The 24,403-nt window shown below is 68.3% G+C and carries 20 protein-coding genes and 1 pseudogene; 7 read left to right on the forward strand and 14 right to left on the reverse strand.

From position 1 onward, the window contains the following. Positions 1–13: 13 nt before the first annotated feature. Complete coding sequence (locus CSEG_RS17375) at positions 14–343, reverse strand: PadR family transcriptional regulator (protein ID WP_013080539.1); 330 nt, start codon at positions 341–343, stop codon at positions 14–16. A gap of 144 nt (positions 344–487) precedes the next feature. Here CSEG_RS17375 and CSEG_RS17380 point away from each other — a divergent pair, with 144 nt between their 5' ends. The 3 genes from CSEG_RS17380 to CSEG_RS17390 all read left to right on the forward strand — a co-directional run bounded on the left by CSEG_RS17380 (position 488) and on the right by CSEG_RS17390 (position 2,366). Continuing rightward, on the forward strand, positions 488–910 hold the full coding sequence (locus tag CSEG_RS17380) for a DUF1810 domain-containing protein (protein ID WP_013080540.1): 423 nt from the start codon (positions 488–490) through the stop codon (positions 908–910). Between the two features lie 77 nt (positions 911–987). Further along, complete coding sequence (gene adhP, locus CSEG_RS17385; protein WP_013080541.1) at positions 988–2,022, forward strand: alcohol dehydrogenase AdhP; 1,035 nt, start codon at positions 988–990, stop codon at positions 2,020–2,022. Further along, on the forward strand, positions 2,019–2,366 hold the full coding sequence (locus tag CSEG_RS17390; protein ID WP_013080542.1) for a c-type cytochrome: 348 nt from the start codon (positions 2,019–2,021) through the stop codon (positions 2,364–2,366). Before adhP ends, CSEG_RS17390 begins: the two co-directional genes overlap by 4 nt. 31 nt (positions 2,367–2,397) lie before the next feature. Here the strand turns inward: CSEG_RS17390 and CSEG_RS22700 are convergent. Both CSEG_RS22700 and CSEG_RS23010 read right to left on the reverse strand, forming a co-directional pair. After that, a pseudogene (locus tag CSEG_RS22700) lies at positions 2,398–2,512 on the reverse strand (hypothetical protein); the annotation flags it as partial. 8 nt (positions 2,513–2,520) lie between these two features. Further along, positions 2,521–4,626 carry an HWE histidine kinase domain-containing protein gene (locus CSEG_RS23010; protein WP_013080543.1) on the reverse strand — a complete coding sequence of 702 codons (2,106 nt, stop codon included), beginning with the start codon at positions 4,624–4,626 and terminating at the stop codon, positions 2,521–2,523. A gap of 190 nt (positions 4,627–4,816) precedes the next feature. Here CSEG_RS23010 and uvrB point away from each other — a divergent pair, with 190 nt between their 5' ends. The 3 genes from uvrB to CSEG_RS17410 all read left to right on the forward strand — a co-directional run bounded on the left by uvrB (position 4,817) and on the right by CSEG_RS17410 (position 8,504). Then, positions 4,817–7,087: an excinuclease ABC subunit UvrB gene (gene uvrB / locus CSEG_RS17400; RefSeq protein ID WP_013080544.1), complete on the forward strand. Its 2,271-nt coding sequence runs from the start codon at positions 4,817–4,819 to the stop codon at positions 7,085–7,087. Positions 7,088–7,090: 3 nt separating this feature from the next. Next, positions 7,091–7,855 (forward strand): hypothetical protein, encoded by a 765-nt coding sequence (locus CSEG_RS17405; protein ID WP_013080545.1) that lies wholly within the window; start codon positions 7,091–7,093, stop codon positions 7,853–7,855. A 103-nt stretch (positions 7,856–7,958) separates the two neighbouring features. Further along, entirely contained in the window at positions 7,959–8,504 is a 546-nt protein-coding gene (locus tag CSEG_RS17410) for a DUF1697 domain-containing protein (protein ID WP_013080546.1), read from the forward strand. A 156-nt stretch (positions 8,505–8,660) separates the two neighbouring features. Here the strand turns inward: CSEG_RS17410 and CSEG_RS22115 are convergent, their stop codons facing one another. From CSEG_RS22115 to CSEG_RS17425, 4 genes are all read right to left on the reverse strand, one after another. Beyond that, positions 8,661–9,752 (reverse strand): type I restriction endonuclease, encoded by a 1,092-nt coding sequence (locus CSEG_RS22115; RefSeq protein ID WP_013080547.1) that lies wholly within the window; start codon positions 9,750–9,752, stop codon positions 8,661–8,663. 162 nt (positions 9,753–9,914) lie between these two features. Next, complete coding sequence (locus tag CSEG_RS17415; RefSeq protein WP_013080548.1) at positions 9,915–10,250, reverse strand: ArsR/SmtB family transcription factor; 336 nt, start codon at positions 10,248–10,250, stop codon at positions 9,915–9,917. A gap of 2 nt (positions 10,251–10,252) precedes the next feature. Then, complete coding sequence (locus tag CSEG_RS21700; RefSeq protein ID WP_013080549.1) at positions 10,253–10,726, reverse strand: SRPBCC domain-containing protein; 474 nt, start codon at positions 10,724–10,726, stop codon at positions 10,253–10,255. 122 nt (positions 10,727–10,848) lie between these two features. Next, the gene (locus tag CSEG_RS17425) at positions 10,849–11,100 is read right to left on the reverse strand and encodes a hypothetical protein (protein WP_013080550.1); all 252 of its coding nucleotides are present in this window, start codon (positions 11,098–11,100) and stop codon (positions 10,849–10,851) included. 185 nt (positions 11,101–11,285) lie between these two features. Here CSEG_RS17425 and CSEG_RS17430 point away from each other — a divergent pair, with 185 nt between their 5' ends. Next, the gene (locus CSEG_RS17430; RefSeq protein ID WP_013080551.1) at positions 11,286–12,227 is read left to right on the forward strand and encodes an NAD(P)/FAD-dependent oxidoreductase; all 942 of its coding nucleotides are present in this window, start codon (positions 11,286–11,288) and stop codon (positions 12,225–12,227) included. Here the strand turns inward: CSEG_RS17430 and CSEG_RS17435 are convergent. From CSEG_RS17435 to CSEG_RS17465, 7 genes are all read right to left on the reverse strand, one after another. After that, positions 12,203–12,643, reverse strand: coding sequence for a hypothetical protein (locus tag CSEG_RS17435; protein WP_013080552.1), 441 nt, complete (start codon positions 12,641–12,643; stop codon positions 12,203–12,205). The two genes, CSEG_RS17430 and CSEG_RS17435, sit on opposite strands and share 25 nt — an antisense overlap. 257 nt (positions 12,644–12,900) lie before the next feature. Continuing rightward, on the reverse strand, positions 12,901–13,965 hold the full coding sequence (locus tag CSEG_RS17440; protein ID WP_083778418.1) for a glycosyl hydrolase family 8: 1,065 nt from the start codon (positions 13,963–13,965) through the stop codon (positions 12,901–12,903). After that, a complete protein-coding gene (bcsD, locus tag CSEG_RS21705) occupies positions 13,955–14,464 on the reverse strand; it encodes a cellulose biosynthesis protein BcsD (RefSeq protein ID WP_013080554.1) in 510 nt (169 codons plus the stop codon). Before bcsD ends, CSEG_RS17440 begins: the two co-directional genes overlap by 11 nt. 9 nt (positions 14,465–14,473) lie before the next feature. After that, positions 14,474–18,298 carry a cellulose synthase subunit BcsC-related outer membrane protein gene (locus CSEG_RS17450; RefSeq protein WP_013080555.1) on the reverse strand — a complete coding sequence of 1,275 codons (3,825 nt, stop codon included), beginning with the start codon at positions 18,296–18,298 and terminating at the stop codon, positions 14,474–14,476. Beyond that, the gene (gene bcsA / locus CSEG_RS17455; RefSeq protein ID WP_013080556.1) at positions 18,295–22,737 is read right to left on the reverse strand and encodes a UDP-forming cellulose synthase catalytic subunit; all 4,443 of its coding nucleotides are present in this window, start codon (positions 22,735–22,737) and stop codon (positions 18,295–18,297) included. Before bcsA ends, CSEG_RS17450 begins: the two co-directional genes overlap by 4 nt. 2 nt (positions 22,738–22,739) lie before the next feature. Continuing rightward, positions 22,740–23,495 carry a cellulose biosynthesis protein BcsQ gene (gene bcsQ, locus CSEG_RS17460; protein ID WP_013080557.1) on the reverse strand — a complete coding sequence of 252 codons (756 nt, stop codon included), beginning with the start codon at positions 23,493–23,495 and terminating at the stop codon, positions 22,740–22,742. Continuing rightward, positions 23,496–23,891 (reverse strand): hypothetical protein, encoded by a 396-nt coding sequence (locus CSEG_RS17465; RefSeq protein WP_013080558.1) that lies wholly within the window; start codon positions 23,889–23,891, stop codon positions 23,496–23,498. Positions 23,892–24,403 lie beyond the last annotated feature (512 nt).

Here is a 24,403-nt window from a genome sequence, read left to right on the forward strand (position 1 = left end):
AGGGTGGCCGCGCTCACAGCAGCGGCTCCAGGGCGGCGTTGATCGCGCGCCATTCGTCGGCGAGGCGCGCCAGCACGGCCCGGCCCTCTTCCGACAGCTGGTAGAAACGCTTCTTGCGCTTGTCTTCCTCACGCCACTCGCTGGCCAGCAGGCCCTGGGCCTCCAGCCGGCGCAGCATGGGGTAGAGCGCGCCTTCGTCGATCTCGACGCCCACCGACGAGAGGGCCTGACGCAGGCTGTAGCCGTAGCGCTCCTCCCGCAGCTGGGCGAGGACGGCGAGGATCAGCGTCCCCCGCCGAAGCTCCTGGCGGAGCGATTCAAAGATGTCCGTATCGGTCGGCATGAACGTGTGCGCCACATAGTGTGCATCACATGGTGTGTGACGCACACTGTATGTCACACAGTATTGGCGCGCGTCAATGGCGTAACGTGGATCGCTCGGACGCGACGCGTATTCTCCAGAGGACCACAGCGACGGGAGCCGCCCATGGCCGACCTTTCCCGCTTCGTCGAGGCGCAAGCCACGACCTACCAGACCGCCCTCGCCGAGCTGCGGAGAGGACGCAAGGAAAGCCACTGGATGTGGTTCGTCTTCCCGCAGATCCAGGGCCTGGGCTCCAGTCCGACCGCCCGGTTCTACGCGATCGCCGATCTGGCCGAGGCCCGGGCCTATCTGGAGCATCCGGTGCTGGGACCGCGCCTGCTGGAGGTCGTGGCGGCGATCAACGCCCTGCCCGGCGCCGACGCCCACGCCGTGTTCGGCGCGCCCGATGACTTGAAGCTGCGCTCGAGCCTGACCCTGTTCCAGGCCGCCGCGCCCGACGAGCCGGCGTTCGGCCAGGCGCTGGACAAGTTCTTCGGCGGCGCGCCCGATCCGCGGACGCTGGAGCAACTTGCGGCCAAACCGTAGGTAGTCGCCCCGACTGCGTTCGCGTCCCGTCGAGCGTACTATCCCGCCCAGAGGCTATAGGCTTCCGGGAGAACGCCATGGATACGATGATGAAGGCCGCCGTGGTGCGGGCCTTTGGCCAGCCGCTGGTGATCGAGGATCGGCCGCGCCCCAAGCCCGGACGTGGCCAGGTGCTGGTCAAGATCGCCGCCTGTGGCGTCTGCCACACCGATCTCCACGCCGCCCACGGCGACTGGCCGATCAAGCCGTCCCTGCCCTTCGTGCCCGGACATGAAGGCGTCGGCGCGGTCGTCGAACTGGGCGAAGACGTCGAGCACCTGAAGATCGGCGACCGCGTCGGCGTGCCCTGGCTGCACACCGCCTGCGGCCGCTGCGTCCACTGCCTGGCCGGCTGGGAGACCCTCTGCGAGAAGCAGCAGAACACCGGCTATTCGGTCGACGGCGGCTTCGCCGAATACGTCCTGGCCGACGCCGACTATGTCGGGCTGATCCCGGCCAACCTCACTTTCGTCGAGGCCGCGCCGATCCTGTGCGCCGGGGTCACCGTCTATAAGGGCCTCAAGGTGCTGGACGCCAAGCCGGGCGACTGGGTGGCGATCTCGGGCGTCGGGGGCCTGGGGCACCTGGCGGTGCAATACGCCAAGGCCATGGGCTTCAAGGTCGCCGCCGTCGACGTGGCCGAAGACAAGCTGGCCCTGGCGCGCGCTCTGGGCGCCGAGCTCACGGTGGACGCCAGCCGCGAGGATCCGGTCGCCGTGTTCCAGGCCAAGGTCGGGGGCGTGCAAGGCGTGCTGGTCACGGCCGTCTCGCGCGGCGCCTTCGCCCAGGCGCTGGGCATGGTCCGGCGCGGCGGAACCGTGTCGCTGAACGGCCTGCCGCCCGGCGACTTCCCGCTGTCGATCTTCGACACCGTGCTGCGCGGCATCACCGTGCGCGGCTCGATCGTCGGCACGCGCCTGGACCTGCAGGAGGCCCTGGCCTTCGCCGCCGACGGCCGGGTCAAGGCGACGGTCTCGACCGAGGGCCTGGACGCCATCAACGACATCTTCCAACGCATGGAGAAAGGCGCGATCGAAGGCCGGGTGGTGCTGGACTTTGAGGCCGCGCGGTGAGGAGCGTCCTGCTGGCGCTAGGCGCGGCGCTGGTCGCCTCCCCGGCCTTGGCGCAGGCGTCGCCCGAGAACGGCGAGCGGATCGCCCAGCGGGCCTGCGGCGGCTGCCACGCCGTGCGCGGGACCAAGAGCCCCCTCCCCGACGCGCCGCCGTTCGCGCGGCTGCACGAACGCTATCGCAAAGGCGGCCTCGACGCGCTGCTCGACGAGGGCATGCTCGCCCCGCCCCTACCGCCCGAAGAAGGCGCGCCCCGCACCCATCCACGCATGCCGATGGCCAAGTTCGACGACGACCAGCGCGCGGACCTGAAGGCGTATCTGCAGAGCCTGGAGCCGAGGCGGTAGGGCATCGCGAGCGCCCCCTCCGTCACGTCGCCTATCGGCGCCGCGCCACCTCCCCCGCGAGCGGGGCAGGAGGGACGTGTTTCCTCCTCACCCGTGCAAACGGGGGAGGTGGATCGATGCGGATACGCATCGAGACGGAGGGGCCGTCCTCCGCCTACACCGCCGGCAGAGGCTCCGCCGGCCCCGGCGCGTCGTCTGCGTCGAGTGGGAAGCTGATCTCGCAGCGCACCCCGGCGGGGTCATGCTCCAGGCGCACCTTGCCGCGCAGTTCGCGAGCCAAGGCCTGCGAGATCAGGCGCGTGCCGAATCCCCGGCGGGTCGGGGCGACGACGGGCGGGCCGCCCTCTTCCGCCCAGAGGAAATCCAACTGCCCCGCCGCCACGCGCCACGTCACGCGGATCACACCATCGGGCGCGCTCAGCGCTCCGTACTTGAGCGCGTTGGTGCTGAGCTCGTGCAGCGCCATGGACAGGGCCAGCGACCGCGCGGGCGAGAGGCTCACCGACGGCCCCTCGGCGATGAAGCGGTCGGCGACGAACGGCTCGGCGGCCTGCCGCACCAGGTCGCCGAGCTCGGCGCTGGTCCAGCTGGATTGGGTCAGCAGGTTGTGGGTGGCCGACAAGGCCATCAGGCGGCGGTCGAAGGCCTCGCGCGCCGTGGCCAGGTCGTCCGACGAGCGCAGGGTCTGGGCCGCCAGCGATTGCACCGTGGCCAAGGTGTTCTTCACCCGGTGGTTCAGCTCGTTGATCAGCAGGCGCTGCAGCTCTTCCGCGCGGCGGCGCTGCGCCAGCTCGGCCTGGGCCGACTGGTAGAGGCGGGCGTTGTCGATGGCGATCGCCGCGTGCGAGGCCACGCCCTCGGCCAGCCATTGGGCGCGCTCGTCGAACACGTCGGGATCGGAGTGGCCGAAGAACAGCCCGCCGATGATCTCGCCCGAGCGCGAGCGGACCGGCACAGCCAGGTAGCTGCGCACCGGCAGATGGCCCTTGGGCATGCCGAAGTGCGGCGCGTTGTGGCCGTAGCGGGGGTCCTGGGTGATGTCGCCCGAGCGCACCGTGGCGCTGCCCTCGAAGGTCGGAGCGAAGACCTCGGTGGGCCGGGGATGGCCGAACGCCTCGAACGCCGAGCGCGGCGCCCCCGACAGGGCGTAGAGCATCATCGACTGCCCCTGGGTGTCCGGCGCGGTGTAGAAGAACGCCGCGTAGCGCGCGCGGGTCAGGGCCGCGCCGGCGTCGATCACCACCTGGACCGCGCGCTCCAGGTCGAGCTCGGCGGCGATCACCGCGCCGGTCTCGTTGAGCACCGCCAGGGCCGCGCTCTCGGCCTTGTACCGGCTTTCGCTGCGTTCCAGCGCCTCGCGGCCGCGCCGCTCGCTGGCGACGGCGGCCAGGATCAGGGTGGTCGAGGCCATCACCGCCACGAACTGCTGGGTCAGCAGGATACCGCCGGACGGTTCGGCGTTGTGGAAGGGCCCGCCGCCCTGCAGCGTCCCGACGAACGCGCAGAGGCTGACCAGCAGGGAGGCCAGGGCCGCGCCGCGCGCGTCGAAGGCCAGGCCCGCCCAGACCAGCAACGGAAAGACGAACCAGGCTCGCGAGTAGGCCCCCTCGCCCCGCAGGAAGATCAGATAGGCCAGGGCGCCCGTCGCCACGCAGATCAGCGACAGATGGCCGATACGCGTTGGCGACCAGCGCTCCAGCGCGCCACGCCAGGTCAGAAACACGGGCGCGAAGGTCAGCACCCCGGTCAGGAAGCCGAACCACCAGTTGACGAAGGCCTGGTCCACCTTGCCCGGCGCCGAGCCGCTGAGCAGCAGCATCAGCGCCCCCGCGCCGGCCGAGATGGTCGCCCCGCCGGCGCCCGCGCCGATCACCAGCCACAGGGCGCTGGGCAGGCTGTCGAGCATGGCGTTGGTCTTCAGGCGGTTGAGGACCAGGACGGGGACCAGCGCGCCCAGCGCCGTCGCCGTGGCGATCACCAACTGCGTCCACAGCGGCTGCGGCGCGGCCATCACCCAGAAGGTCAGCAGACGGCCCAGCAGCGCGCCCAGCCACACGCGCGGTCCGTAATAGGCCACCGCCGCCAGGGCGATCCCGGCCGATGGCCAGAACGCGGTCCCGGCCCCGGGCACCACGGCCCAGCGCAGGCTGATCACCGCGCCGGCGCAATAGATCAGCGCCAGACTGGCGACCAGCAGCCATTCGCGAAGGGTGCGGGGCGTCAGGTTCATGCGCTCGAGCCCGCGGAGGACCGACGTCACGCGCCCAGCTCCAAACCCGTCCGCGCCCTCAAAGCGTCCACACTCCCAAAGCCCACCTTCAGCTTATCGCCTTCCGCCGGCTCGTCGCCATACGCCTTTTCGCCCCGACGAGCACCTCTGCCGCCACCCTGCTGCCAGCCTTGTCAGCAGCCCCCTAGCCGTCAGCCCCCCGCGCGCCTACCTTGGGGTCATGCCTCGCAGCCAGAACCCCGGCGTTTCGGACGTCTCCGCGCCCTTCGTCATGGACAACCTTGAGGGCGCCGTCGCCGACGTGGCGGCCGGCGTCATGCCCATGCTCTGGACCCCGCACCGCCCCGCGCGGCCGGACAAGACCGAGGGCGGGCGCAAGTTCAAGCTGGTCAGCGAGTACCAGCCCGCCGGCGACCAGCCGACCGCCATCGCCGAACTGGTGCAGGGCATCGAGAGCGGCGACCAGGATCAGGTGCTGCTGGGCGTCACCGGCTCGGGCAAGACCTTCACCATGGCCAAGGTCATCGAGGCCACCCAGCGCCCGGCGCTGATCCTGGCCCCGAACAAGACCCTGGCCGCCCAGCTCTACAGCGAGATGAAGTCGTTCTTCCCGGAGAACGCGGTCGAGTACTTCGTCAGCTACTACGACTACTACCAGCCCGAGGCCTACGTGCCCCGGACCGACACCTATATCGAGAAGGACAGCTCGATTAACGAGCAGATCGACCGGATGCGCCACTCGGCCACGCGGGCGATCCTGGAGCGCGACGACGTCATCGTCGTGGCCTCGGTGAGCTGCATCTACGGCATCGGCTCGGTCGAGACCTACACCGCCATGACCTTCACCCTGGAGGTCGGGCAGAAGGTCGACGAGAAGCAGCTGATCGCCGACCTCGTGGCCCAGCAGTACAAGCGCAACGACCAGGCCTTCGAGCGCGGCGCGTTCCGCCGCCGCGGCGACACCATCGAGATCTTCCCCGCCCACTACGAGGACCGCGCCTGGCGCGTGACCATGTTCGGCGACGAGGTCGAGGCCCTGTCCGAGTTCGACACCCTGACCGGCAAGAAGACGGCCGATCTGGAGATGATCAAGGTCTACGCCAACAGCCACCACGTCACCCCGCGCCCCACCCTGCGCCAGGCGATCATCGCCATCCGCCAGGAGCTGAAGGAGCGGCTCGAGTGGCTGACCGCCAACGGCAAGCTCCTGGAAGCCCAGCGCCTGGAGCAGCGCACGACCTTCGATCTGGAGATGATCGAGACCACCGGCTCGTGCGCCGGCATCGAGAACTACAGCCGCTACCTGTCGGGCCGCAAACCCGGCGAGCCGCCGCCGACCTTCTTCGAATACATCCCCGACAACGCCCTGCTTTTCACCGACGAGAGCCACCAGACGGTTCCGCAGATCGGCGCCATGTACAAGGGCGACCGCAACCGCAAATGGACGCTTGCGGAGTACGGCTTCCGCCTGCCCTCGGCCCTGGATAACCGCCCCCTCAAGTTCGAGGAGTGGGACGCCATGCGCCCGCAGTCGGTGCACGTGTCCGCCACCCCGGCCAACTGGGAGATGGAGCGCGCCGGCGGCGTCTTCGCCGAGCAGGTCATCCGCCCGACCGGCCTGATCGACCCGCCTGTCGAGGTGCGCCCGGTCTCCAAGGACGGCGCCAGCCAGGTCGACGACGTGGTCGACGAGATCCGCCAGACCATCCAGAAGGGCTACCGCACCCTGGTCACCGTGCTGACCAAGAAGATGGCCGAGGACCTGACCGAGTACCTGAACGAACAGGGCATCCGCGTCCGCTACATGCACAGCGACGTCGATACCCTGGAGCGGATCGAGATCATCCGCGATCTGCGCCTGGGCCACTTCGACGTGCTGGTGGGCATCAACCTGCTGCGCGAAGGCCTCGACATCCCCGAGTGCGGCCTGGTGGCCATCCTCGACGCCGACAAGGAAGGCTTCCTGCGCTCGGAGACCTCGCTGATCCAGACGATCGGCCGGGCCGCGCGGAACATCGACGGCAAGGTCATCCTCTACGCCGACCGGATCACCGGCTCGATGGAGCGGGCCATGGCCGAGACCGCTCGCCGCCGCGAGAAGCAGCACGCCTACAATCTCGAGCACGGCATCACGCCCGAGAGCGTCAAGCGCGACATCAAGGACATCCTCAACAGCCCCTACGAGCGCGGCGACCGCGTGCTGGTGCCGATGGGCATGTCCGAGACCGACGACCGGCCGTTCAGCGGCGACAACTTCAAGGCCGCGCTCAAGGACCTGGAGGCCAAGATGCGCGAGGCCGCCGCCAACCTCGAGTTCGAGACCGCCGCCCGCCTGCGCGACGAGATCAAGCGCATGAAGCTGATGGACCTGGAGTTCGCCAACGAGGTCCTGGCCGCCACCGGCGACGAGGTCGACAAGGCCGCGCCCAAGCGCCTGCGCGCCGAGATCCGCGAGGAGAAGGCCGCCGAGTTCCGCAAGAAGCGGCGCTAGGGCGTGGCGGACGACGCGCGCAGGAGCCAGCCGCCGCCGAAGACCGCCCAGGCGATCCTAGGCCGCAGGGCGCTCGGGATCGGGATCGCGCTCTGCCTGGCGGGGCTTGGCCTCGCGGGACTGCAGGCCCTCCAGACGCTGCTTGACCGGCCCAACGAGGCCGTCGTCAGGACGATCCCCGACGTCCTGGCGATCTGGCGCGAGGAGGAGCCCTCGGCCCTGTTCTGGGCGTTCCTGCTGATCATCACGCCGCCGCTGGCCCTGATCCCGAACGCGTTCGGCACGCTCCATCGCCAGCCCTTGCCGCGGATCTCAGCGCGGACCCGCTGGGCGATCGTGGCCGTGTCGGCCCTGCTGGTCGTCGCCGGCGTCGGCGTGGGCGCCGTCTTCGGCCGCGCCGAGGTCGCCGTCGCCACCCCGGTCGGCGTCAGCTGGCTGAAGGACGGCAAGGTGCGGGAGTACTGGTCCTGGGGCGCGGCGACGACCATCGCCGCCGCCTGCGTCCGGCGCGACGCGAGCGGCGGCGGCGACAAGGCCGGCTTCGCCCTGAACTACGACGTCACCTTCCCCACTGGCCGCGAGGCCCGCCTGGTCCGGACGCCGGACAAGCTCGCCGACCAGGTTCCGCGCCTGGCGGTGCTGGACCAGCGCCTGCGCGCGACGGGCGTCCCGCGCTTCACCAGCGCGGAGGCGGCGTGTTTGGAGCATTACGGGCGAGCGCTGGCGCCGGCCGAGCGGGAGACGCTAGGCGCCCTGCTGAAGCGCTAGCCGTCACCCCCTCCCCCGGTTGGTTCGACGCGCCGACCTCAAATTGCCCGCGACGGCGGCCCGCGCAGGGCCTAAACAGCCGCCTCGTTCGAAAGGCCCGACCATGTCCCTCCACATCGCCCTGCTGCGCGGCGTCAACGCCACCGGAGGTCGCTTGATCACCGGCGACGAGTTGACGGGCCTGCTGACCGATCTCGGCCACACCGAAGTCCGCATGGCCCCCAAGGTCGGCGACCTGGTGTTCGAGAGCGGCGAGCGCACGGGCGCGGAACTTCAGACCCAGATCGAAACCGAGCTTATGGCGCGCCTGGGCCTGCGCACCGATGTCTATGTCCGCACCGCCGAAGCCTGGCGGGCCTTGATCGCGGCAAACCCGTTCCCGGACTTCGCGGCGGCCAATCCGGGCTGGCTGATGACTCTGTTCTGCAAGGACACACCCGACAAAAAGGCTATGGGCGCCCTGCGCGCGGCGATCCGGGGGACCGAGCAAGCGCGCGCTGAAAACCGCCAGATCTATGCGATCTACCCCGACGGAGTCGGCGGCTCGAAACTGACCAACAGCCTGGTCGAGAAGACCCTCGGCACGCGGATCACGGGGCGGACGTGGACGGCGGTGCTGGCGCTCGCCGAGATGCTTGAGCCGATCTAGCGCCTCAGTGCCTTTCTTGGCTCTATCGTCCCACCCCTCCAGCCCCCCTTAATGGGGGAGGGGGACCGGCGAACGCCGGTGGAGGGGGGGGGGCGGCGCCGGCCCGACTGGCCCCGGTTGGCGTTACGGGTAGTTAGATGGCTTGCCCCGCCTCGACTAGTCGGCCGTAGCGGCGGCTTTCGCCCCCTTGGCCGCGGCCTCAAGTTCCTTCAATCGCGCTTCGATCTGCGGCACATACTGATAAATGTCCGTTAGGTCATTTATCTGATGACGAGTCTCTTCCTTATCGACAAACGTGCCGACATACTTTGAAGTCGCTGCATTGAAGTGCAGTCGGGCTATGGATTTTCTATTGTTGTCATCCAAAAGAATAGCACAGTATGACTTTTGATCCCGCATCACAATTCGCTTGGGGTGAACAAACTTGGATGCGATTGCTTGAACGATATGAAAGCCTGACATCTCTTCTTGGGTAGTGACGATTTCCTCCTCGGTTGGCTCGGGCTCATTAGTCACCTCCAAGGGTTTCGGCGTTGATGCGTTTAGCGCCGATGATAGCCGATCTGTCACCATGTCCCGGACTAGCGTTGAAATTGTGCTAGCAAGCAGCTTAGCGGTATTATCTTTAATCGCCGCCGTTACGTTTCCGCTGTAAACGCGACGCGCCATAATCTTCACAAAATCATCCGAAGGATCGGAAAACTCCTTCTCCAATTCTTTTCGTAGAAGTGACTGAATTTTTAGATTTCCAGCCTCTTTAACAATCTTATCTATATCGAAATTACCTTTCGCAAAGTTTTCTAGCGTCTTTACATCTGTTGGCTTGATAGCATCCATGCTGAACGTGAAGAACGGCTTATCGTCCATCTTATTCGGCGCTTCTATGTCGGAATAGAATTGATAGACCACGCCATTAGTCAAAATAGCGAGGCGCGCCGATGTCACAGAAAAATACCGGAATAGTTGCCCGGCGTGGTTTATATTTAACTCAGAAGACGACGGCTTACATTCAATTAGGACAGCGACAGATTTGTCCCTACAGATGGCATAGTCGACCTTTTCGCCCTTTTTAGTCCCCACATCCGCAACATACTCAGGAACGACTTCCGAGGGATTGAAAACATCGTACCCGAGCGCCTGAATAAAGGGCATTACCAAGGCAGTCTTCGCTGCCTCCTCGGTCAGCAGAACCTCGCGGTGCTCAACAGTCCGCTTCTGAAGCTCGGCCAGTCTAGTCGCCAAATCCATGTTATTCCCCCAATTCGCACGTCATAGGGGAAGAATGTCCCAGCCGAGCCCTCGCGTCCACTACCCCTCAAAGCTCACGTCAGCCCAGCGATCATCTCGCCGCGAGATTCAAGGACAGCTCCTTCTCGGGCGAGAAGCCACTCACGGCGCGCGGAGCAGCCCCTACTCCTCCACCACCCGCCGCAGGGCGTCGAAGCGCGAGCGCCACAGCGTTCGCTGCAGCCGGGCGAAGGTTTCGAGCCGCTCCAGGCCGTCGGGGTCGATGGCGCAGCGGCGTTCGCGGCCGACCTTGCGGGTGCGGACGAGGCGCGCGGCCTCCAGCACGCGGATGTGCTGACCAAGGCCGCTGAGGGTGATGCCGAGGGGCTGGGCCAGCTCGCCGATCGACTGCTCCTTCTCCATCAGAGCGAAGAAGACGCCGCGCCGGGTGCTGTCGCCCAGCGCCGCGAAGAGGCCGTCCATCTCGCTGGGCGTCGGGCCGTGGGTCGCGGGCGTCACGGCTAGGCGTCCAGGTGGCGGCGGAGGTCGGCCAGGAGCTGCTCATGGCCGCGACGGCGCAGCTCGGGGCCGTCGGCGCCTTCCAGATAGGTCCCCTGCTGGGTCATCTTCAGGCGCGCGCCCGCGCCGTGCGCGCTGAAGACGAAGGTCTCGTTGGTGATCGAGACCACGCGCTCGCCGGCGATCATCCGCGACGCATAGACCAGGAGCGCGGCGTCGACGCGGGCGACGCACTCGCCGACCATGTCGATCCGCATCCCGGGAACGGGGGTCTTGTCGTTGAGGACCAGGCGGAAGATCTCCTTGCCGCCGACCTGGGCGTCGAGCGAATAGTCCAACGTCTCGTGGGTGTCGGCGTGCGCGCCGTCGACGTACCAGTCGCGCTTGATCGCCGGATCGGTGAAGGCGCGGAAGAGCGTCTCGACCGAACAGGCGAAGGTCTCCTCGATCTCGAAACTGTCGAATTGCACGGCCATGGCGCGCTCCCGATTGGTGAAGTTTGGACTTCACCATCGAGCGCCGCGAGGCGATAGTCAAGCCCTCACTTCACCATTGAGCAGCGTCGTTGGGCGGGGGGCTGGCTAGCCCCGCCCTACCTCTACGCCGCCACGGCGTCGTCGGGGTCGGTCATGATCTCGTACTGGTCGTCGATCCAGCGTCCGACCAGCCTGCCCGTGCGGTCATAGATCCAGACCTCGGCCTCGCCGTCGTACGAGCGAGCTTCGCCGGCCAGGGCGCGGGCGCGGCGTTCGGCCTGGCCGCCCGTGTCGAAGAACATCACCTCGCCGGTTGAGATGACCTTGACGCACCATCCCCCATCGAAGGGGGAGACCACGAAAATACTCCGCATGGTTCTCTCCGTTCAAATGGATGCTTCTGGAGGAAGCGTGGTGAACGTAGGCGCCGTCCGGCCAGTTCCAAGACCCCATCCAATGATGGCGGCGCCGGCGGTCGAACGGGGGGAACCGCCGCGACGGCCGCCCGTTGCTGCACGGCTCTGGAGACCGCCGGAGCGGTCAACGCCCGGATGCTCGGATGACGCCCCTCGCCTCGGACCGCCCCGCCTACGACACGCCCTACGACGCCATCGTCGTCGGCGCGGGCCCCGCCGGGCTGACGGCCGCGACCTATCTGGGGCGCTTCCACCGCAAGACGCTGGTGCTGGACGGCGGGATGTCGCGGGCGAGCTGGATTCCCGAGAGCCACAATACGCCGGGCTTCCCGCACGGCGTGGGCGGCGAGGCTTTGCTGGCCCGCCTGCGCGAGCAAGCCGATCGCTACGGCGCCCAGCGCCGCCCGGGCCGGGCGCGGAGCCTGGTCCGCGGGGCGGACGGCTTCGTGCTGGCGTTCGAGACCGAGGCCCCGGGCGAGGACGCCGACGCGCCGGTGATCGCGCGCGCGCCGTTCGTGCTGCTGGCGACCGGCGTGGTCGACCGGCTGCCAGCGATGGAGGGGGTGGAGGACGCGATCCGCGCCGCTCGCGTGCGGCTCTGCCCGATCTGCGACGCCTATGAGGCGACCGGCCAGCGCATCGCCGTGCTGGGCGACAGCGAGCACGGCGCGCGGGAGGCGGCGTTCCTGACGACCTATTCGGCGGACGTGACCCTGCTGGACCTGCGGCCGGACGCGGCCCGCCAGGGCGACGGCGTCTTCGCTCGGATGCCGGTGGCCCTGGCCGACATCACGGTCGGTCCGAACGCCGTCACGATCGCGGCGGCGGGCCAGGCGGAGCGAACTTTCGACTGCCTGTATCTTGCGCTGGGCTTCGACAGCCAGCAGACGCTCGCCCGGCAGGCGGGCGCCGTGCTCGACGCCGACGGCCGTCTAACCGTCAACGCCCATCAGCAGACGTCGGTGGAGGGCTTGTACGCAGCCGGGGATGTCGTTCGAGGCCTGAACCAGATCGCCGTCGCCACGGCCGAGGCGGCGATCGCCGCCACCGACATCCACAATCAGCTCAGGGCGTTGACGGCCTGAGGGTCGCCCTCGCCGACCGAGCAGATCTCGACCCAGACCGGATAGAGCTCGTTGCGCGTGTCGCTGGCCAGGGCGGCGCGACCGTTGACGACGATGTAGGGCTGGAACTCGGCGTCGGCGCCCAGGCGGACCTCGCCGCACACCGCCACGCGCCCTTGGCGGTGCTCGATGTGGTCGTTGCGGAAGACGACATTGTCCCAGACTTCCATCTGGCGCTTGACGGTCCATTGAGCGCCGGTCAGCTCCATCTGGCGGATGCGCGGCAGGGCCAGGGGGGTCTCGATCTGCGCGGACTTGGCGCTGGGATGATAGCCGATCGCCATGAAGGCCACGAAGGCCAGCAGGATCAGATACGGCGCGAGCGCGCGGACGATCGGCGTCCGGAGCGTCGGCCCTTCCGCAACGTTTCCAGCCATGGAAAATCTCCGCCTCTCGTCAAGCCATCCCGGACGTAGGGGAAGGATGGCTCACGCAAAACGTCGTTAACACGAACCTACACCAGGGACCACAGCCACCCGCCCCAAAACTAGTAATATGCAGGCCCAGGCACACACCTTTGAGTGTAATTAAAATCACACTCGCCGCGAAAACGAGCAATGAAGCGGACTATATTTCAGATCGTCGTTATCTGCACGGCGGCGTAATGGCGCACGGCGAGGCTTGACGACGACGATCAGGACTTGGGCTTGGGCTTGGCCGCCGACTTGGTCTTCTCGCGCCGTTCGTCGGCGGCGATCTGGCTGAGGATCAGCAGGGACGAGGAATAGTAGTCCTCGTTCTGGATCCGGGCGGACGAGGCCTTGCCGGTCAGGGCCAGGTCCGCGACGCTGACCATGCCGACCGGCGCGGCGAACGGGGCGACTTCGCCGGTGCGCACGTCGATCCAGGCCGGGGCCGGCTTGCCCGCCGCGCGGAACGAAGTCCACCAGCGCTTGACCGGATCCAGCGAGGCGTCGCCGCAGCGGCCCGACCAGCACATGTAGAGCGGCACCCGTATGGCGTCGAAACCGAAGCGCGGCGGGCGGTCGGGGTCGGTCCACATGGCGCCGGCCGTGTCGACCTTCACCCAGTCGACGGGCAGGTCCGTGGCGCCGAAGCGGGCGTCGCGAAGGGCCCTGAGCGTCTCGTCCCGGACCATCGGCCAGGGCGACTTCGGCTCGCGCGCGGCGAAGGCGTCAAGCGCCGGCATGATCGCGTAGGACGGGTTGAAAATCATCCCCTGGGCGTTGACGAAGCCGTCGACGCCCGGGACCAGCAGAGTCCGGTTCCCCTGCTTGACCAGCAGCTTGCTCAGGATCGCGCTGCGGATCTGAGCGCTGGCCTCGAGATATTCGGGGCGCTTCCAGCGCTCGCCGCCGCGCAGCAGGGCCCAGGCGATCAGCATGTCGCCGTCCAGGGCGTTGTTCGGATCGGGGGTGTGCAGATCCCCCGTGGGGATGTAGCGCCACTTGAACAGGCGCGTGTCCGGCCGCGACAGGGTCTTGTCGGTCCAGGTCCACATCTTCTTGAAGGTCGCCGGATCATCATAGGCCGTGGCCATGATCATCGCGAAGCCCTGGCCTTCGGAGTGGCTGACATTGCCGTTGCCGGTGTCGACCACCCGCCCGTCGGCCTGGAGGAACCGGGTCTTGTAGTCCGCCCAGTTGCCGGGCGTAGGCGCGGCGCAGGCGCTCATGGTCACCGCCTGGAAGCCCAGGGCCGCGACCACCAGCAGCATGGCTCCGCGCCTAGAGGCCATAGGAGAATTCCAGGACGTCGTCGCTGGCGCCCTCGCGGTGGGTGGCGGTCATTTCCGGGCGCCCCCCCTGGCTTTGCAGCCAGACGGTGTAGACGCCTTCCAGCAGCGCGCAGAAGGCGCGGCGCCAGTGGCCGCTGGCGTCTTCCAGATATTGGCCCGGATAGGCGCGGTGGCGGATGGCGATGGCGCTGTCGGCCAGCGACAGGGACACATAGCCCCAGTCCATCTCGGCCAGCACGACGTTCAGCGAGGCTTCGAGCTCCTCCAGGGTCTTGACCGGCGGCAGGGCGACCGAGCGCGACACGCGCAGGCCGATCTGGCGGTAGAAGCCCCAGGCCTCCTGGGCGCTGAAGTTCTCGAACAGCTCGTCGGCCATGGCGAGCATGACGGCGCGCCACTGCGCGCTGAACTGACGGGCGGCCAGGTAGCGCAGGTCGGCCGCGTCGGCGACCTTGGCGGCTTCCGGCGCGGCGGTCCGGGACGAAAGACTCTTCAACATCGGTCGTTCCTATTGGCTGGCCAGGATCCGCCGCAGATAGAAGCGGAACTTGTACTCATTGTAGATCCCGAAGGTGTCGAGCGAGAGTTCGCCGCCGGCGGCCGAGCCGCCCCGGAACTTGTACTCGCCCAACAGCTGGCCGGTCAGGCCGATGCCGGTCTTGCTGGCCGAGTCGTAGCGGGCCAGGACCGTGCTGTCGGCCGCCGCATAGGACTCGATGGCCTGCTGGGCCGCCGGGTTGTTCGGGAAGATCGGCGAGCTGTCTTCGCTGTACGACTGCACGCCGACGCTGAAGCCCGCCTTGGCCCGCCAGTGCTCGCGCTCCTTGGTGTACGACACCGGCAGGGCGACGCTGACGAACTGCTGCGGGCTGAAATAACCGCCCTGTCCGAAGCTGAAGAAGCGCAGGTTGCGATCATAGGCCTGCATGTTGGCGTTGAGGCCGATCTGCAGCTGGTCGCCGTCGCTGTCGATCGGGCGGAAATAGGCCCCGGCGTTGATCTCGTAGCCGGTGTTCCGCGCGACGTTGACGCCGGTCAGACGGCGATAGGCGGCGTCCAGATAGGCGCCGGCCGAGCCGAAGTTGGCCGAGGCGCCCAGGCTGGCGTTGCGCCGGATCACCCCGCCCCACTCGACGCCCGTCAGCGGGTCGCGGTCGCCGGAATAGGCCAGCACGCTGTCGGTCACCGGACGCTGCTCGATCGTGGCCCGCACCTGGGCCTCGCCGATGTCGAGACGCCCGGTCAGGCCGCCGGTGAAGCGCTTGCGCATGAAGCCCAGCGGCGTGACGCCGGCGTCCAGCGAGATCGGGCCGGAATCGTAGAACACCGACACCCCGGCGCCGGCCTCGCTGCGGCTGTCCAGCGCGGGCAGGACGATGGTGTTGCCGGCGACGATCGCTTCGGCGTTGACCAGCGGGTTGGTCCCGATGTTGGCGATCGCGGCCTGCTTGGGCGCGCCGGCGCTGATGATCACCGGATTGACCGCTACGCCCAGGCGTCCGATCCCGAACGGCGAGACCGAGGCGGCGATGCGGGTGTTGGCCTCGAACAGGCGGCTCGTGCCCTCCTCGCCGCTGCGGGCGCGCATGTTGGCCACGCCCTCCAGCTGCGGGGCGGTCGATTGGCGCAGCGCGGCGATCTCGCGACGGACCTTGGTCGGCAGCGGCGCGGAAGCGTCGGCGGCCGAGCCGACCACCTGGGTCCGGCCCGTGGCGGCGTAGGCGCGCGGCGGCGTGTAGGCCGGCGCGGGCGTCGGCATCGGCGCCAGGGCGGCCGGCGCGGCGCCGTAGGGCGAGGCTTGGTAGGCCGGAGCCGCATAGCTCGGCGCGGAGTCGACCGGCGACAGGCCGGCCTGCGCGTAGGACGGCGTAGCCGTCGGGTTCGAGTTGGCCGGCAGGCTGAGACCGCCGCTCATCGCGCCCGGATCGCTCTGCGGCGAGTTCGACGGAATGGGCGCGAAGCTCTGGACCGGGGCCGGCGCGTAGGACGCGTAGGCCTGCGGCTGAGCCGTCGCCGCGTTCGGAAGCTGCGGCAGGGCGAAGGTGGGCGCGGCGGCCGACACCGCCGGCGCGCCGTAGGTCGGGGCGCCATAGGACGGAGACTCCGCCGCCTGGGCCATCGCGCGCGCGGCGAACGGGTTGGGACCCAGAGCGCCGCCGAGGCTGGCCGGGGCGCCGGGCTGACCGCCCTGCCCGCGCGCCAACAGGCCCTGGGCGCGTTCGAACGCCTTCAGCGCGGCGCGCTCGCGGCCCCGCGCCTGCTCCATCTGACCAAGCTGGTAGTAGAGGTCGGCGTTGTTCGGCTGGATCGCGATCGCGCGACGCAGCAGGTCGTTGGCGCGGTCGTAGTCGCCCGTCCGGACCGCGACGCGGGCCGAGCCGGCCAGCGCCTCGTAGTCGTTCGGATTGATCGACAGCAGGGCGTCGTAGGTCTGGGCCGCCTGAGGGGCCAGGTCGCCGGTGTCGTAGAGGCGGGCCAGGGCCGACAGCAGCATCGGATCGCGCGGCGCGACCGTGAAGCCTTGCGACAGGGTGTCGAAGGCGCCGGCGAAATCGCCCGCCAGGCGCAGGCGGTCGGCGCGGCGGGCGCTGTAGAGCGCCGCCAGGCCGCGGTACTCGCTTTGCGGCTGCTGCTGCGAGGCGGCGTTGAGCAGGTTGATCGCGGCGGCGTCCTGCCCGGTCTGGGCCAGCACCGCCAGGAAGCCCGAGGCCTCCGACGGCTTGAAGCTCGCGGGCGGCTGGCGGGCGGCTTCCAGCGCCAGAGCGGTCGACTGATAGCTGTCGCCGAGGTCCAGCAGGGTCTCGGCGATGCGACCGCGCACGCCGAAGCTGGGCGAGGTGCGGGACATCAGGCCGCGCAGCAGGCTGACGCCGTCGACCGGGCGGCCCTGGGCGCCCCAGCGCTTGGCCTGCTCGATGGCGCTGAGGGCGTCCACGCGGGCGATCAGATCCCTCACCGCGCGGGTGCGGCTGGCCTCGGGCACGCGACGCAGGAGGCCGACGGCCTCCTCGTTGCGGCCGCGCGATTCCGAGTACAGCGCGGCGGCCTGAAGGGCCTCCGGATCGCTGGACTGGTACAGCGGGGCCATCAGCGACTGGGCCTCGGCCTCCTGGCCTTGATCCGCCAGGAACTTGGCGTAGTCGTAGCGCGACCAGGGATTGTTCGGATTGGCGGTCAGGGCGGCCGACAGGGCCGCGCCGGAGCCGAAGGTGTCGCCGCGCTTCTGCAGTTCGTTGGCGCGAGCGCGTTCGATGGCGGCGCGCGTCTGGCCGGCCGTGGGGCCAGTCAGGTTCGCGGCGATCTCGCTGGCCTCGTCATAGCGGGCCTGGTCGGCCAGGGCCTGGGCGAGGCCGGCGACGGCCTCCGGCCGCTGCGGCGCGGTGGCCAGGGCGGCGCGGAACGCGGTCTCGGCGTCGGTCGGGCGGCCCAAGGCGGCCAGGGACTGGCCCCAGAGGACCTGCGCCTCAATGCGATCGGGGTTCTGGCCGTTGGCCAACGGGCGAGCGTCCTGCTCGGCCTGGGCGAAGCGACCGCCCTCGTAAGCCGCACGGGCGCGCGACAGGGTCGAGAAGAACTGGGCCGAGCGCAGGGCCTCGCCCCAGCGCTGCTCGCCCGACGCGCCGCCGCTGGCGCGCTTCAGCAGCGTCTCGGCGTCGGCGAACCGGCCTTGCTGCAGGCGGATGATCCCAAGCCCGCCGGCGGCGTCGAGGTCGTTCGAGCGTTCGCGCAGGGCCTGGTTGAACAGGCGCTCGGCGCCGGCGAGGTCCTTGCGCTCCAGCGCCTCGAAGCCGGCCGCGCGCGAGGCGCCGCTGGGATCGATCGGCGGCGAAGGCTTGGTCTCGGTCCTGCCCTGGCGGGGATCGACCACCGCCGTGTCCTGGCTGTTGGCGACCGAACTGGCGAAGCGCGTCTTCAGCGCCCTGTCCAGCGCCACGACCCGGGGGTCGGACGCACTGGTGACGGCGCGCAGCTGCCGCAGCCAGCGGTCGCCCGCCCCGACATCGCCGTCCTCGATGGCGTAGGTGGCCAGACGCTGCAGCACCTGCGGGTTATTCGGGCTCTCCTTCAGCGCCCGTTGCAGGGCCTGAAGGCTGAGATCGTTGCGCCCGCGCTTGCGCTGGCTGGCCGCCTGGTTGAGCAGCACCTGCACCACGCCGCCCTGGGTGGCGCCCTGGGCCGGCGGCGGCGCGGCCACCTCCGGCTTCAGCGTCTTGGCCCCGGGGACCAGCGGCTGGGCCGCCGGCTTGTCGGTCGGCAGGCGAGGTTGGACCTGGGCGATCGCCGTCGAGGCCAGCAGGCTCGACGCCAGAGAGATAAAGGCGATCGTCCTCATCGCGGGTCCACTTCCCTGTCGGCCAGGCGCTTACGCTCAAGGGCGCCGAGCACGACCCAGAAGCCTAGCCCGATTACCAGCGAAGCGCCGATCACCGCCAGAGCCAGCAGCAACGGATTGCGGCTGCACCACCACATAACCGCCACCCACCACGGCAGGTGACCAGACCAGAAGCCCGGCGCAACCTGGAAGCTATTGAAGCTCTTGTCGGTCGCGATGGCCAGGTCGCCCTGCATCGCGGCGTTGGCTTCCGGCTTGTCCATGGCGTTGACGAGTTCGGGCAACCGCGCCGGCGTGGCCGACAGGACGGCGACCACCACGCGGGTCTTGTCGAACGGCGAGCGCCAGCTGGTGACGCCCGTGAAGTCGCTGTTCGTCACCAGGGCGGCGTCGGCGGCGACCGGGTTGCGCTGGTCGACATTGGAGCCGAAGCGCGAGAACAGGCGCGTGATCGGCGAGTTCGAGGCCACGCGCAGCTGGCTGCCTTCCACCCGAACGGGAGCGTTCTGGAACAGCTCCGAGGCTTGCGAGGCCAGCGACAGCGGGCCCACCACCAGGATGTCGCGACCGCGGAGGCTGGGCGACTCGCCCGGATGGGCGATCGTGACGCCTACGGCAGGCGCGCCGGTGGAGTCGCCGATGCGGCCGATCAGGGTGAACAGCGCCTGCAGCGTGTCCGGCTGCGGTTGCTGCGGGATCAGGACCAGGGTCTCCGAAAGGTCGGCGACGCGGCTGAACGGGAAGCCGGAGCTGGCGAAGAACGCCAGGTCGGGCATGCGCGAGAAGTGGTGCGCGCCGGTCAGGTCCAGCGTCGAGTCGGCGTCGATGCCCACGCGGATGCCGACCGGAAGCGTGCCTTGGCAGGCGCCCTTCTTGTTGCTGTGCAGGTCATAATAGAACTGCAGCTGGTTCTGGCCGAAAATGTTGTAGCCGGGAATGTCCACCGACGCCGTCTGCTGGGTCGCCGAGACGCCGATGGCGTCGCGGACCTTGGCGGCGGTCCGTTCCGGGCGCAGCGGGATCGAGCGGATGTACTTGTCGTTGGCCAGCACATCCAGGCGCGACATCGAATAGTCGAGCCACGGACCGGCGGGATAGCGATAGCCGAAGGTCAGCTTGGCGCCCGTGCGCGGCCAGAAGAACAGGTCCGGCGCGGTGCGGAATTCGGCCGTCAGCAGACCGGGGCGAAGACCCGAGCCTTCCAGGTAGGATTGCCCAACCAGGTCGCCCAGCCGCACCGGACGGCGGGTGTCGACCCAACGTGGCGCGTCATAGGGCTGGCGGCGCGCGATCGGCTGCGGCGTGATCTGGGCGCTCTGGCCCGAGAGGCTCTTGGGCGAGGCGGCCAGCACCCGCGCGGCCGACAGGACGTCCTCGTCGGAACCGCCGGTGATCACCAGCAGGGAGGCGTAGGGGTTGCGCGGGTTGCGCACCAGGCTGATCGTCGGTCCGGCGGCGTCCGGGACCACCCAGCCGCCGATCTGACTGCCGCCGCGCGCCAGCACGACCGCGTTGCCGTCCGGCAGGTCGCTGAACAGCACCGGGAACGAGAAGCCGTGGAAGCTGGCGGTCATGCCGAAATAGGACGCGGTCGCCGCGCCGGCGGCGATCAGGTCGTTGGACGGCGCGCCGGCGAACACGAACGGCAGCTTCAGCTGACGGCCTTCCGTCGCGTCGAAAAACGGACCAGGCAGGCGCGAGAGCGAGTCGCCCACCGACAGCTGCTGCATGGTCAGGGTCAGGCGGCTGCGGGTGTTGCTGATATTGGCCCACAGCGTCGAGTGCAGCGGATCCTCGCAGCTGCGCGTGTAGTGGCTGATGAAGCGGAAGCCCAGGCGGTTCTCGTTGGTGAACAGGCCCGGATCGATCGGCAGGGTGACGACCACGCCGCCGGCGCCGTCCGGCGTCAGGGGCACGGTGCCGATCACCTCGTCGTTCATCAGCACGGTCAGGTGGCTGAGGTCCGCCAGAAGCTGCGGGGAATAGGCGAAGTTCAGCGTCAGCTGAGCCTGGGTGACGACCTCGTCCTGACGCAGGTTCACCGGGATGCCGGCCTCGGCCGCCGAGCCGATCAGGCGCAGCGGTCGATTAACCTTAAGATCCTCCAGCGTCATCGACAGGCTGCGGATGCCGCCCGTGGAGACGGCCTTGGCCGGGGCGGCGGCGCCGGGCGCGGCCGGCCCAGCGGCGGCGGGACGGCTCGCGGCGCGCGCCGTCTGGGCGTGGCCCTCGCTCGGCGCCAGCAGGCCAAGACCCAGCGCCACGGCCAGGATCGCGGCCATCGTCGAGGCGCCCGCGCGGTTGTAGGCCGCCGACGCCCGCGGCGTATCGCGATGGCGCCACCAGAACATGATCGACAGAGACGCGCGCATCAGGTCGGTGAAGGACTGCCAGGCCGACCAGGACACGTGGTCGTCGATCAGCGGCCAGGCGTCGGCGCGCCCCATGACGACGCGCACCAATTGCCGGCGCGACTCCAGCGTCATTTCCGTGAACATGAACCTCAGCCCGCCCTTCCCGCTTCCCAACATCTTGACCGGGAACCCAAATGTCTTTTCGGCCGCGAACACCTCGACGTGGGTCACGGTCCGTCCCTCTAGGACCTCTTCGTCCGGCGCCGGAACCGCCATGCCGCCCATCGAGATGTTCATCGTCTCGGTGGACAGCACATGGCCGTCGTCGAAATAGAGCCGCGTGGGCAAAACAACGCCCAAGTGCTCGTGTTTGCGGACCTGCCGCGTCTCGCGCCCCACCGCGATCGCCGTGATCAGGATCAGCAAGCTGAAGCTTGACCAGCCCACGTTCAGCATGATCGTGCCCAACTGCACATCGAAATACTGCGGCAACAGCAGCTTGGCGATCCCCGAACCGATCCCACCGAACAACAGGCCCGTGGTGATCAGCAGAGGCAAGAGAACCTTGAAGTCGAAATAGCCTTCCTCAAGCAGCCCGCCCTTGTCGGTGACGTTGAACTTGCCCTTCTTGGGATCGAACAACGGCAGGATCGTCGGCCCCACCAGGTGGAACGAGATCAGCGATTCATAGACCTCGCCCCAGAACGCGCGGCGATAGCGCCCCTGGATCCGCTCGTTGACCAGCACCGACAGCAGAAGGTGCGGGATCGCATAGGTGACGATCGTCCAGGCCGCCGCCGCGATGATGTTCTGCTCGAAGATGAGATAGGCCAGCGGCGAGGTCAGGAACACGATGCGCGGCAGTGGAAACTGGAAGTGCAGCATCGCATTCAGGTAGCAGAGGCGCTGCCCCAGGCTCAGGCCCGGCCCGAGCATCGGATTGTCGATGCGGAAGATCTGGGTCATGCCGCGCGCCCACCGGGCCCGCTGGCCGATGTGCAGCGCCAGGCGCTCGGTGGCCAGGCCCGCCGACAGGCGCGTGTTCAGATAGGCCGTGTTCCAGCCCATGCGCTGCAGCTTCAGCGCGGTGTGGGCGTCCTCGGTGACGGTTTCGCCGGCGAAGCCGTTGGTCTGCTCCAGGGCCTCGCGACGGATCACCGCGCAGGAGCCACAGAAGAAGGTGGCGTTCCAGAAGTCGTTGCCCTTCTGGACCACGCCGTAGAACAGGTCGCCCTCGCCCGGGATGTCCTTCACGGCGCGGATGTTCCGCTGCACCGGATCGGGCGAGTAGAAGTAGTGCGGCGTCTGCATCAGGGCCAGCTTCGGGTCGGCCTGGAACCAGCCGACGGTCAGCTGCAGGAAGGCGCGCGTGGCCACGTGGTCGGCGTCGAAGATGCAGAGCAGCTCGCCGGTGGTCTGCGGAATGGCGTTGTTGAGATTGCCCGCCTTGGCGTGCTTGTTGTCGGTCCGGGTGATGTAGCCGCAGCCGGCCTTCCGGGCGAACTCCTCGAACTCGGGCCGTCGGCCGTCGTCGAGGATGTAGACCTTGAAGCGGTCCGGCGGATAGTCCTGGTCCATCGCCGCGAACACGGTGTCCTGCACCAGCTCGAGGCTTTCGTTATAGGTCGGGATGTAGATGTCGACCGTCGGCCAGGTCTCGGGCGGGCCGGAGATCTCGCGCACCTTGCGGTCCAGCGGCCAGACGCATTGCACGTAGCCAAGGACGAGGATGAGCCAGGCGTACAGCTCGGCCAGATAAAGACCTGTCCCCAGGCCGGCGGCCAGGGGATTGTCGAAGTGCAGGGTTTGGGTGGTGCGCCACCATATGTATCGCGTCGACAGCGCCGTTGAGACCACGACGAGGCCGATGGTCATCTTACGGCTTTGGCTGAGCTGGCCGATGGCGGCGCTGACGGCGAACACGCCCAGGCCGAAGATCAGCTGGCCGTTGCTGTCCAGGGGCACCACGACGGCCAGGAAGACGACGGCCGCCGCCAGCGCGAAGATCGCGTAGCGCGCCGGCGCGGACGCCGCGACGCGGCCGAAAAGGCCTTCGCCGAGGTCCGATGCCCCCTGGATTTTCATGGTCAGTAGGACCCCGGAGCTGTCAGTCGATCAAGGCGACCCGCGATCATGTCGATGTCAAGCGCCGCCACGCTGCCCGGCGCGGCGCCGACCACGGGCTCGCCCCGCGCCGCGGCCTCGGCCAGCGCCTCGTCATAGTGCACGACGCCGATGAACCGCTCGGGCGCATTTACGGAAATGAAGTCGGCGATGTCACGGCTGAGCCGGCGTCGCGGATCCACCTGGTTGAGGACGCCGAAGGTGTCGGGTCGCTCCGAGAGCGGACGCAGCATCAGGCCGTCGCGATAGGTGGGCACCAGCGCCATCGAGCCGGCGTCGGCCAGCAGGACGATCAGCTTGATGTCCGCCAGGGCCTCGAGGCGCTCCTGCATGCGCCCCTCGCCCGGCGTGGTGTCGGCGATGACGATCTCGTCGGGCGAGCGCGCCAGGCCGCTCAGGGCTTCGGACAGCGCTTCCTGGACCAGCATGTCCTTCATGCGCAGGCGCTCGGCCGTTGAGGCCTCGCCGTAGGGCGCGACCCGCACGCCATCGATCCCGCCGACGAGCGCGGCCGACCAAGGCAGCCCGCGCGCGGTGCAGCGCGCCACGCCAAGGTCGTCTTCGTGATTGGGGGCCAGGAGGAAGCGCAGAGCGTTCTGGGAGTCGAAATCGACGGCGGTCACCTGTCGCCCCCGGCGGCGCAAGGCCACGGCCAGGTTGGCGACAAGTGTCGTCTTTCCCACGCCCCCCTTGGGCGACGACACGACAACAAGAACCATTTAGAGCGCCTTCCGCCCGATGCGCTCGAAGATCTCCGAAAGGGCTTGGGGCGCGTCTTCGACGGGCTTGGCCGCGCCGTAACGGCTGAAGGCGGCGGCCTTGGCGGGCGCGGTGTCGGCCTGCAGGCGGGAGAACAGCGACCCTTCGGCCGGGGCTTCGCTCACCAGAACGTCGGCCACGCGAGCGGCGGGGCTGGCGGCGGGCGGGGCGGCGGGCGCGGCTTCGATCGGCGCGACCGGGGCAGCCACCGGAGACACGGCCCGCGACAGGGCGCTCTTGGCCTGCGCCATCTTCTCGAGGATCGGCCAAGCCTGGTCCCCAGCGCGCGGCGCGTCAAACTGCTTATAGCTGACGGTCGCTTTCAACTTATCCATCAGGGCGCTTACGTCGCTCACCGGGCAATTCCTTCGTTCCAATCAGGGCAGCGTTTGCTCGATTAGAGATGAATTCGAAACTCTTGATCTAATCCAACAACTTCAAAGCACAAGACTTGAAATTGTTTCGTCCCGTGTCGCCAACCCTATGAACCGTTGAAACCGAACAGAATTCAGCGAAGCACGGTCCCGCCGAAAAAAGTAGAGATACAACTCACAGTTTATTATTATTAATCTCTTATTTACCCGTCGCACCGAGCTCAGAAGACTCCAAGCACAACCCAACAAGGTAAATGCATGTACACTATCGCAAGAGCCTAAGGTCAAGCGTCGCGACATGCAGGTTAACCCATAACAACCCAAAACGGGTAAACTCAAAGACAACCTTAGAGAGGAATACCACCTAGAAGCGAAGTTCATTTCACGAGCCAAAGTTCTATATCGGTTTTTATTCCGAACTAGTTGCCGCTCTCGTGGAAGGTCTCTCCGCGCCATCGATGACCGCTGGTATACGAGCAGTCGCGATCTCAGCA

This window comes from Caulobacter segnis ATCC 21756 (genome assembly GCF_000092285.1).
Taxonomy (GTDB): domain Bacteria; phylum Pseudomonadota; class Alphaproteobacteria; order Caulobacterales; family Caulobacteraceae; genus Caulobacter; species Caulobacter segnis.

Bases quoted from the DNA above. Each gene is read 5' to 3' on its own strand.
- CSEG_RS21700 (WP_013080549.1), bottom strand. From the start codon at position 10,726: ATGGCCGTGCAATTCGACAGTTTCGAGATCGAGGAGACCTTCGCCTGT.
- bcsA (WP_013080556.1), bottom strand. From the start codon at position 22,737: ATGAAAATCCAGGGGGCATCGGACCTCGGCGAAGGCCTTTTCGGCCGC.
- CSEG_RS17425 (WP_013080550.1), bottom strand. From the start codon at position 11,100: ATGCGGAGTATTTTCGTGGTCTCCCCCTTCGATGGGGGATGGTGCGTC.
- bcsD (WP_013080554.1), bottom strand. From the start codon at position 14,464: ATGTTGAAGAGTCTTTCGTCCCGGACCGCCGCGCCGGAAGCCGCCAAG.
- CSEG_RS17380 (WP_013080540.1), top strand. From the start codon at position 488: ATGGCCGACCTTTCCCGCTTCGTCGAGGCGCAAGCCACGACCTACCAG.
- bcsQ (WP_013080557.1), bottom strand. From the start codon at position 23,495: ATGGTTCTTGTTGTCGTGTCGTCGCCCAAGGGGGGCGTGGGAAAGACG.
- CSEG_RS17440 (WP_083778418.1), bottom strand. From the start codon at position 13,965: ATGGCCTCTAGGCGCGGAGCCATGCTGCTGGTGGTCGCGGCCCTGGGC.
- CSEG_RS22115 (WP_013080547.1), bottom strand. From the start codon at position 9,752: ATGGATTTGGCGACTAGACTGGCCGAGCTTCAGAAGCGGACTGTTGAG.
- CSEG_RS17450 (WP_013080555.1), bottom strand. From the start codon at position 18,298: ATGAGGACGATCGCCTTTATCTCTCTGGCGTCGAGCCTGCTGGCCTCG.
- CSEG_RS17435 (WP_013080552.1), bottom strand. From the start codon at position 12,643: ATGGCTGGAAACGTTGCGGAAGGGCCGACGCTCCGGACGCCGATCGTC.
- adhP (WP_013080541.1), top strand. From the start codon at position 988: ATGGATACGATGATGAAGGCCGCCGTGGTGCGGGCCTTTGGCCAGCCG.
- CSEG_RS17410 (WP_013080546.1), top strand. From the start codon at position 7,959: ATGTCCCTCCACATCGCCCTGCTGCGCGGCGTCAACGCCACCGGAGGT.
- CSEG_RS17375 (WP_013080539.1), bottom strand. From the start codon at position 343: ATGCCGACCGATACGGACATCTTTGAATCGCTCCGCCAGGAGCTTCGG.
- CSEG_RS17430 (WP_013080551.1), top strand. From the start codon at position 11,286: ATGACGCCCCTCGCCTCGGACCGCCCCGCCTACGACACGCCCTACGAC.
- uvrB (WP_013080544.1), top strand. From the start codon at position 4,817: ATGCCTCGCAGCCAGAACCCCGGCGTTTCGGACGTCTCCGCGCCCTTC.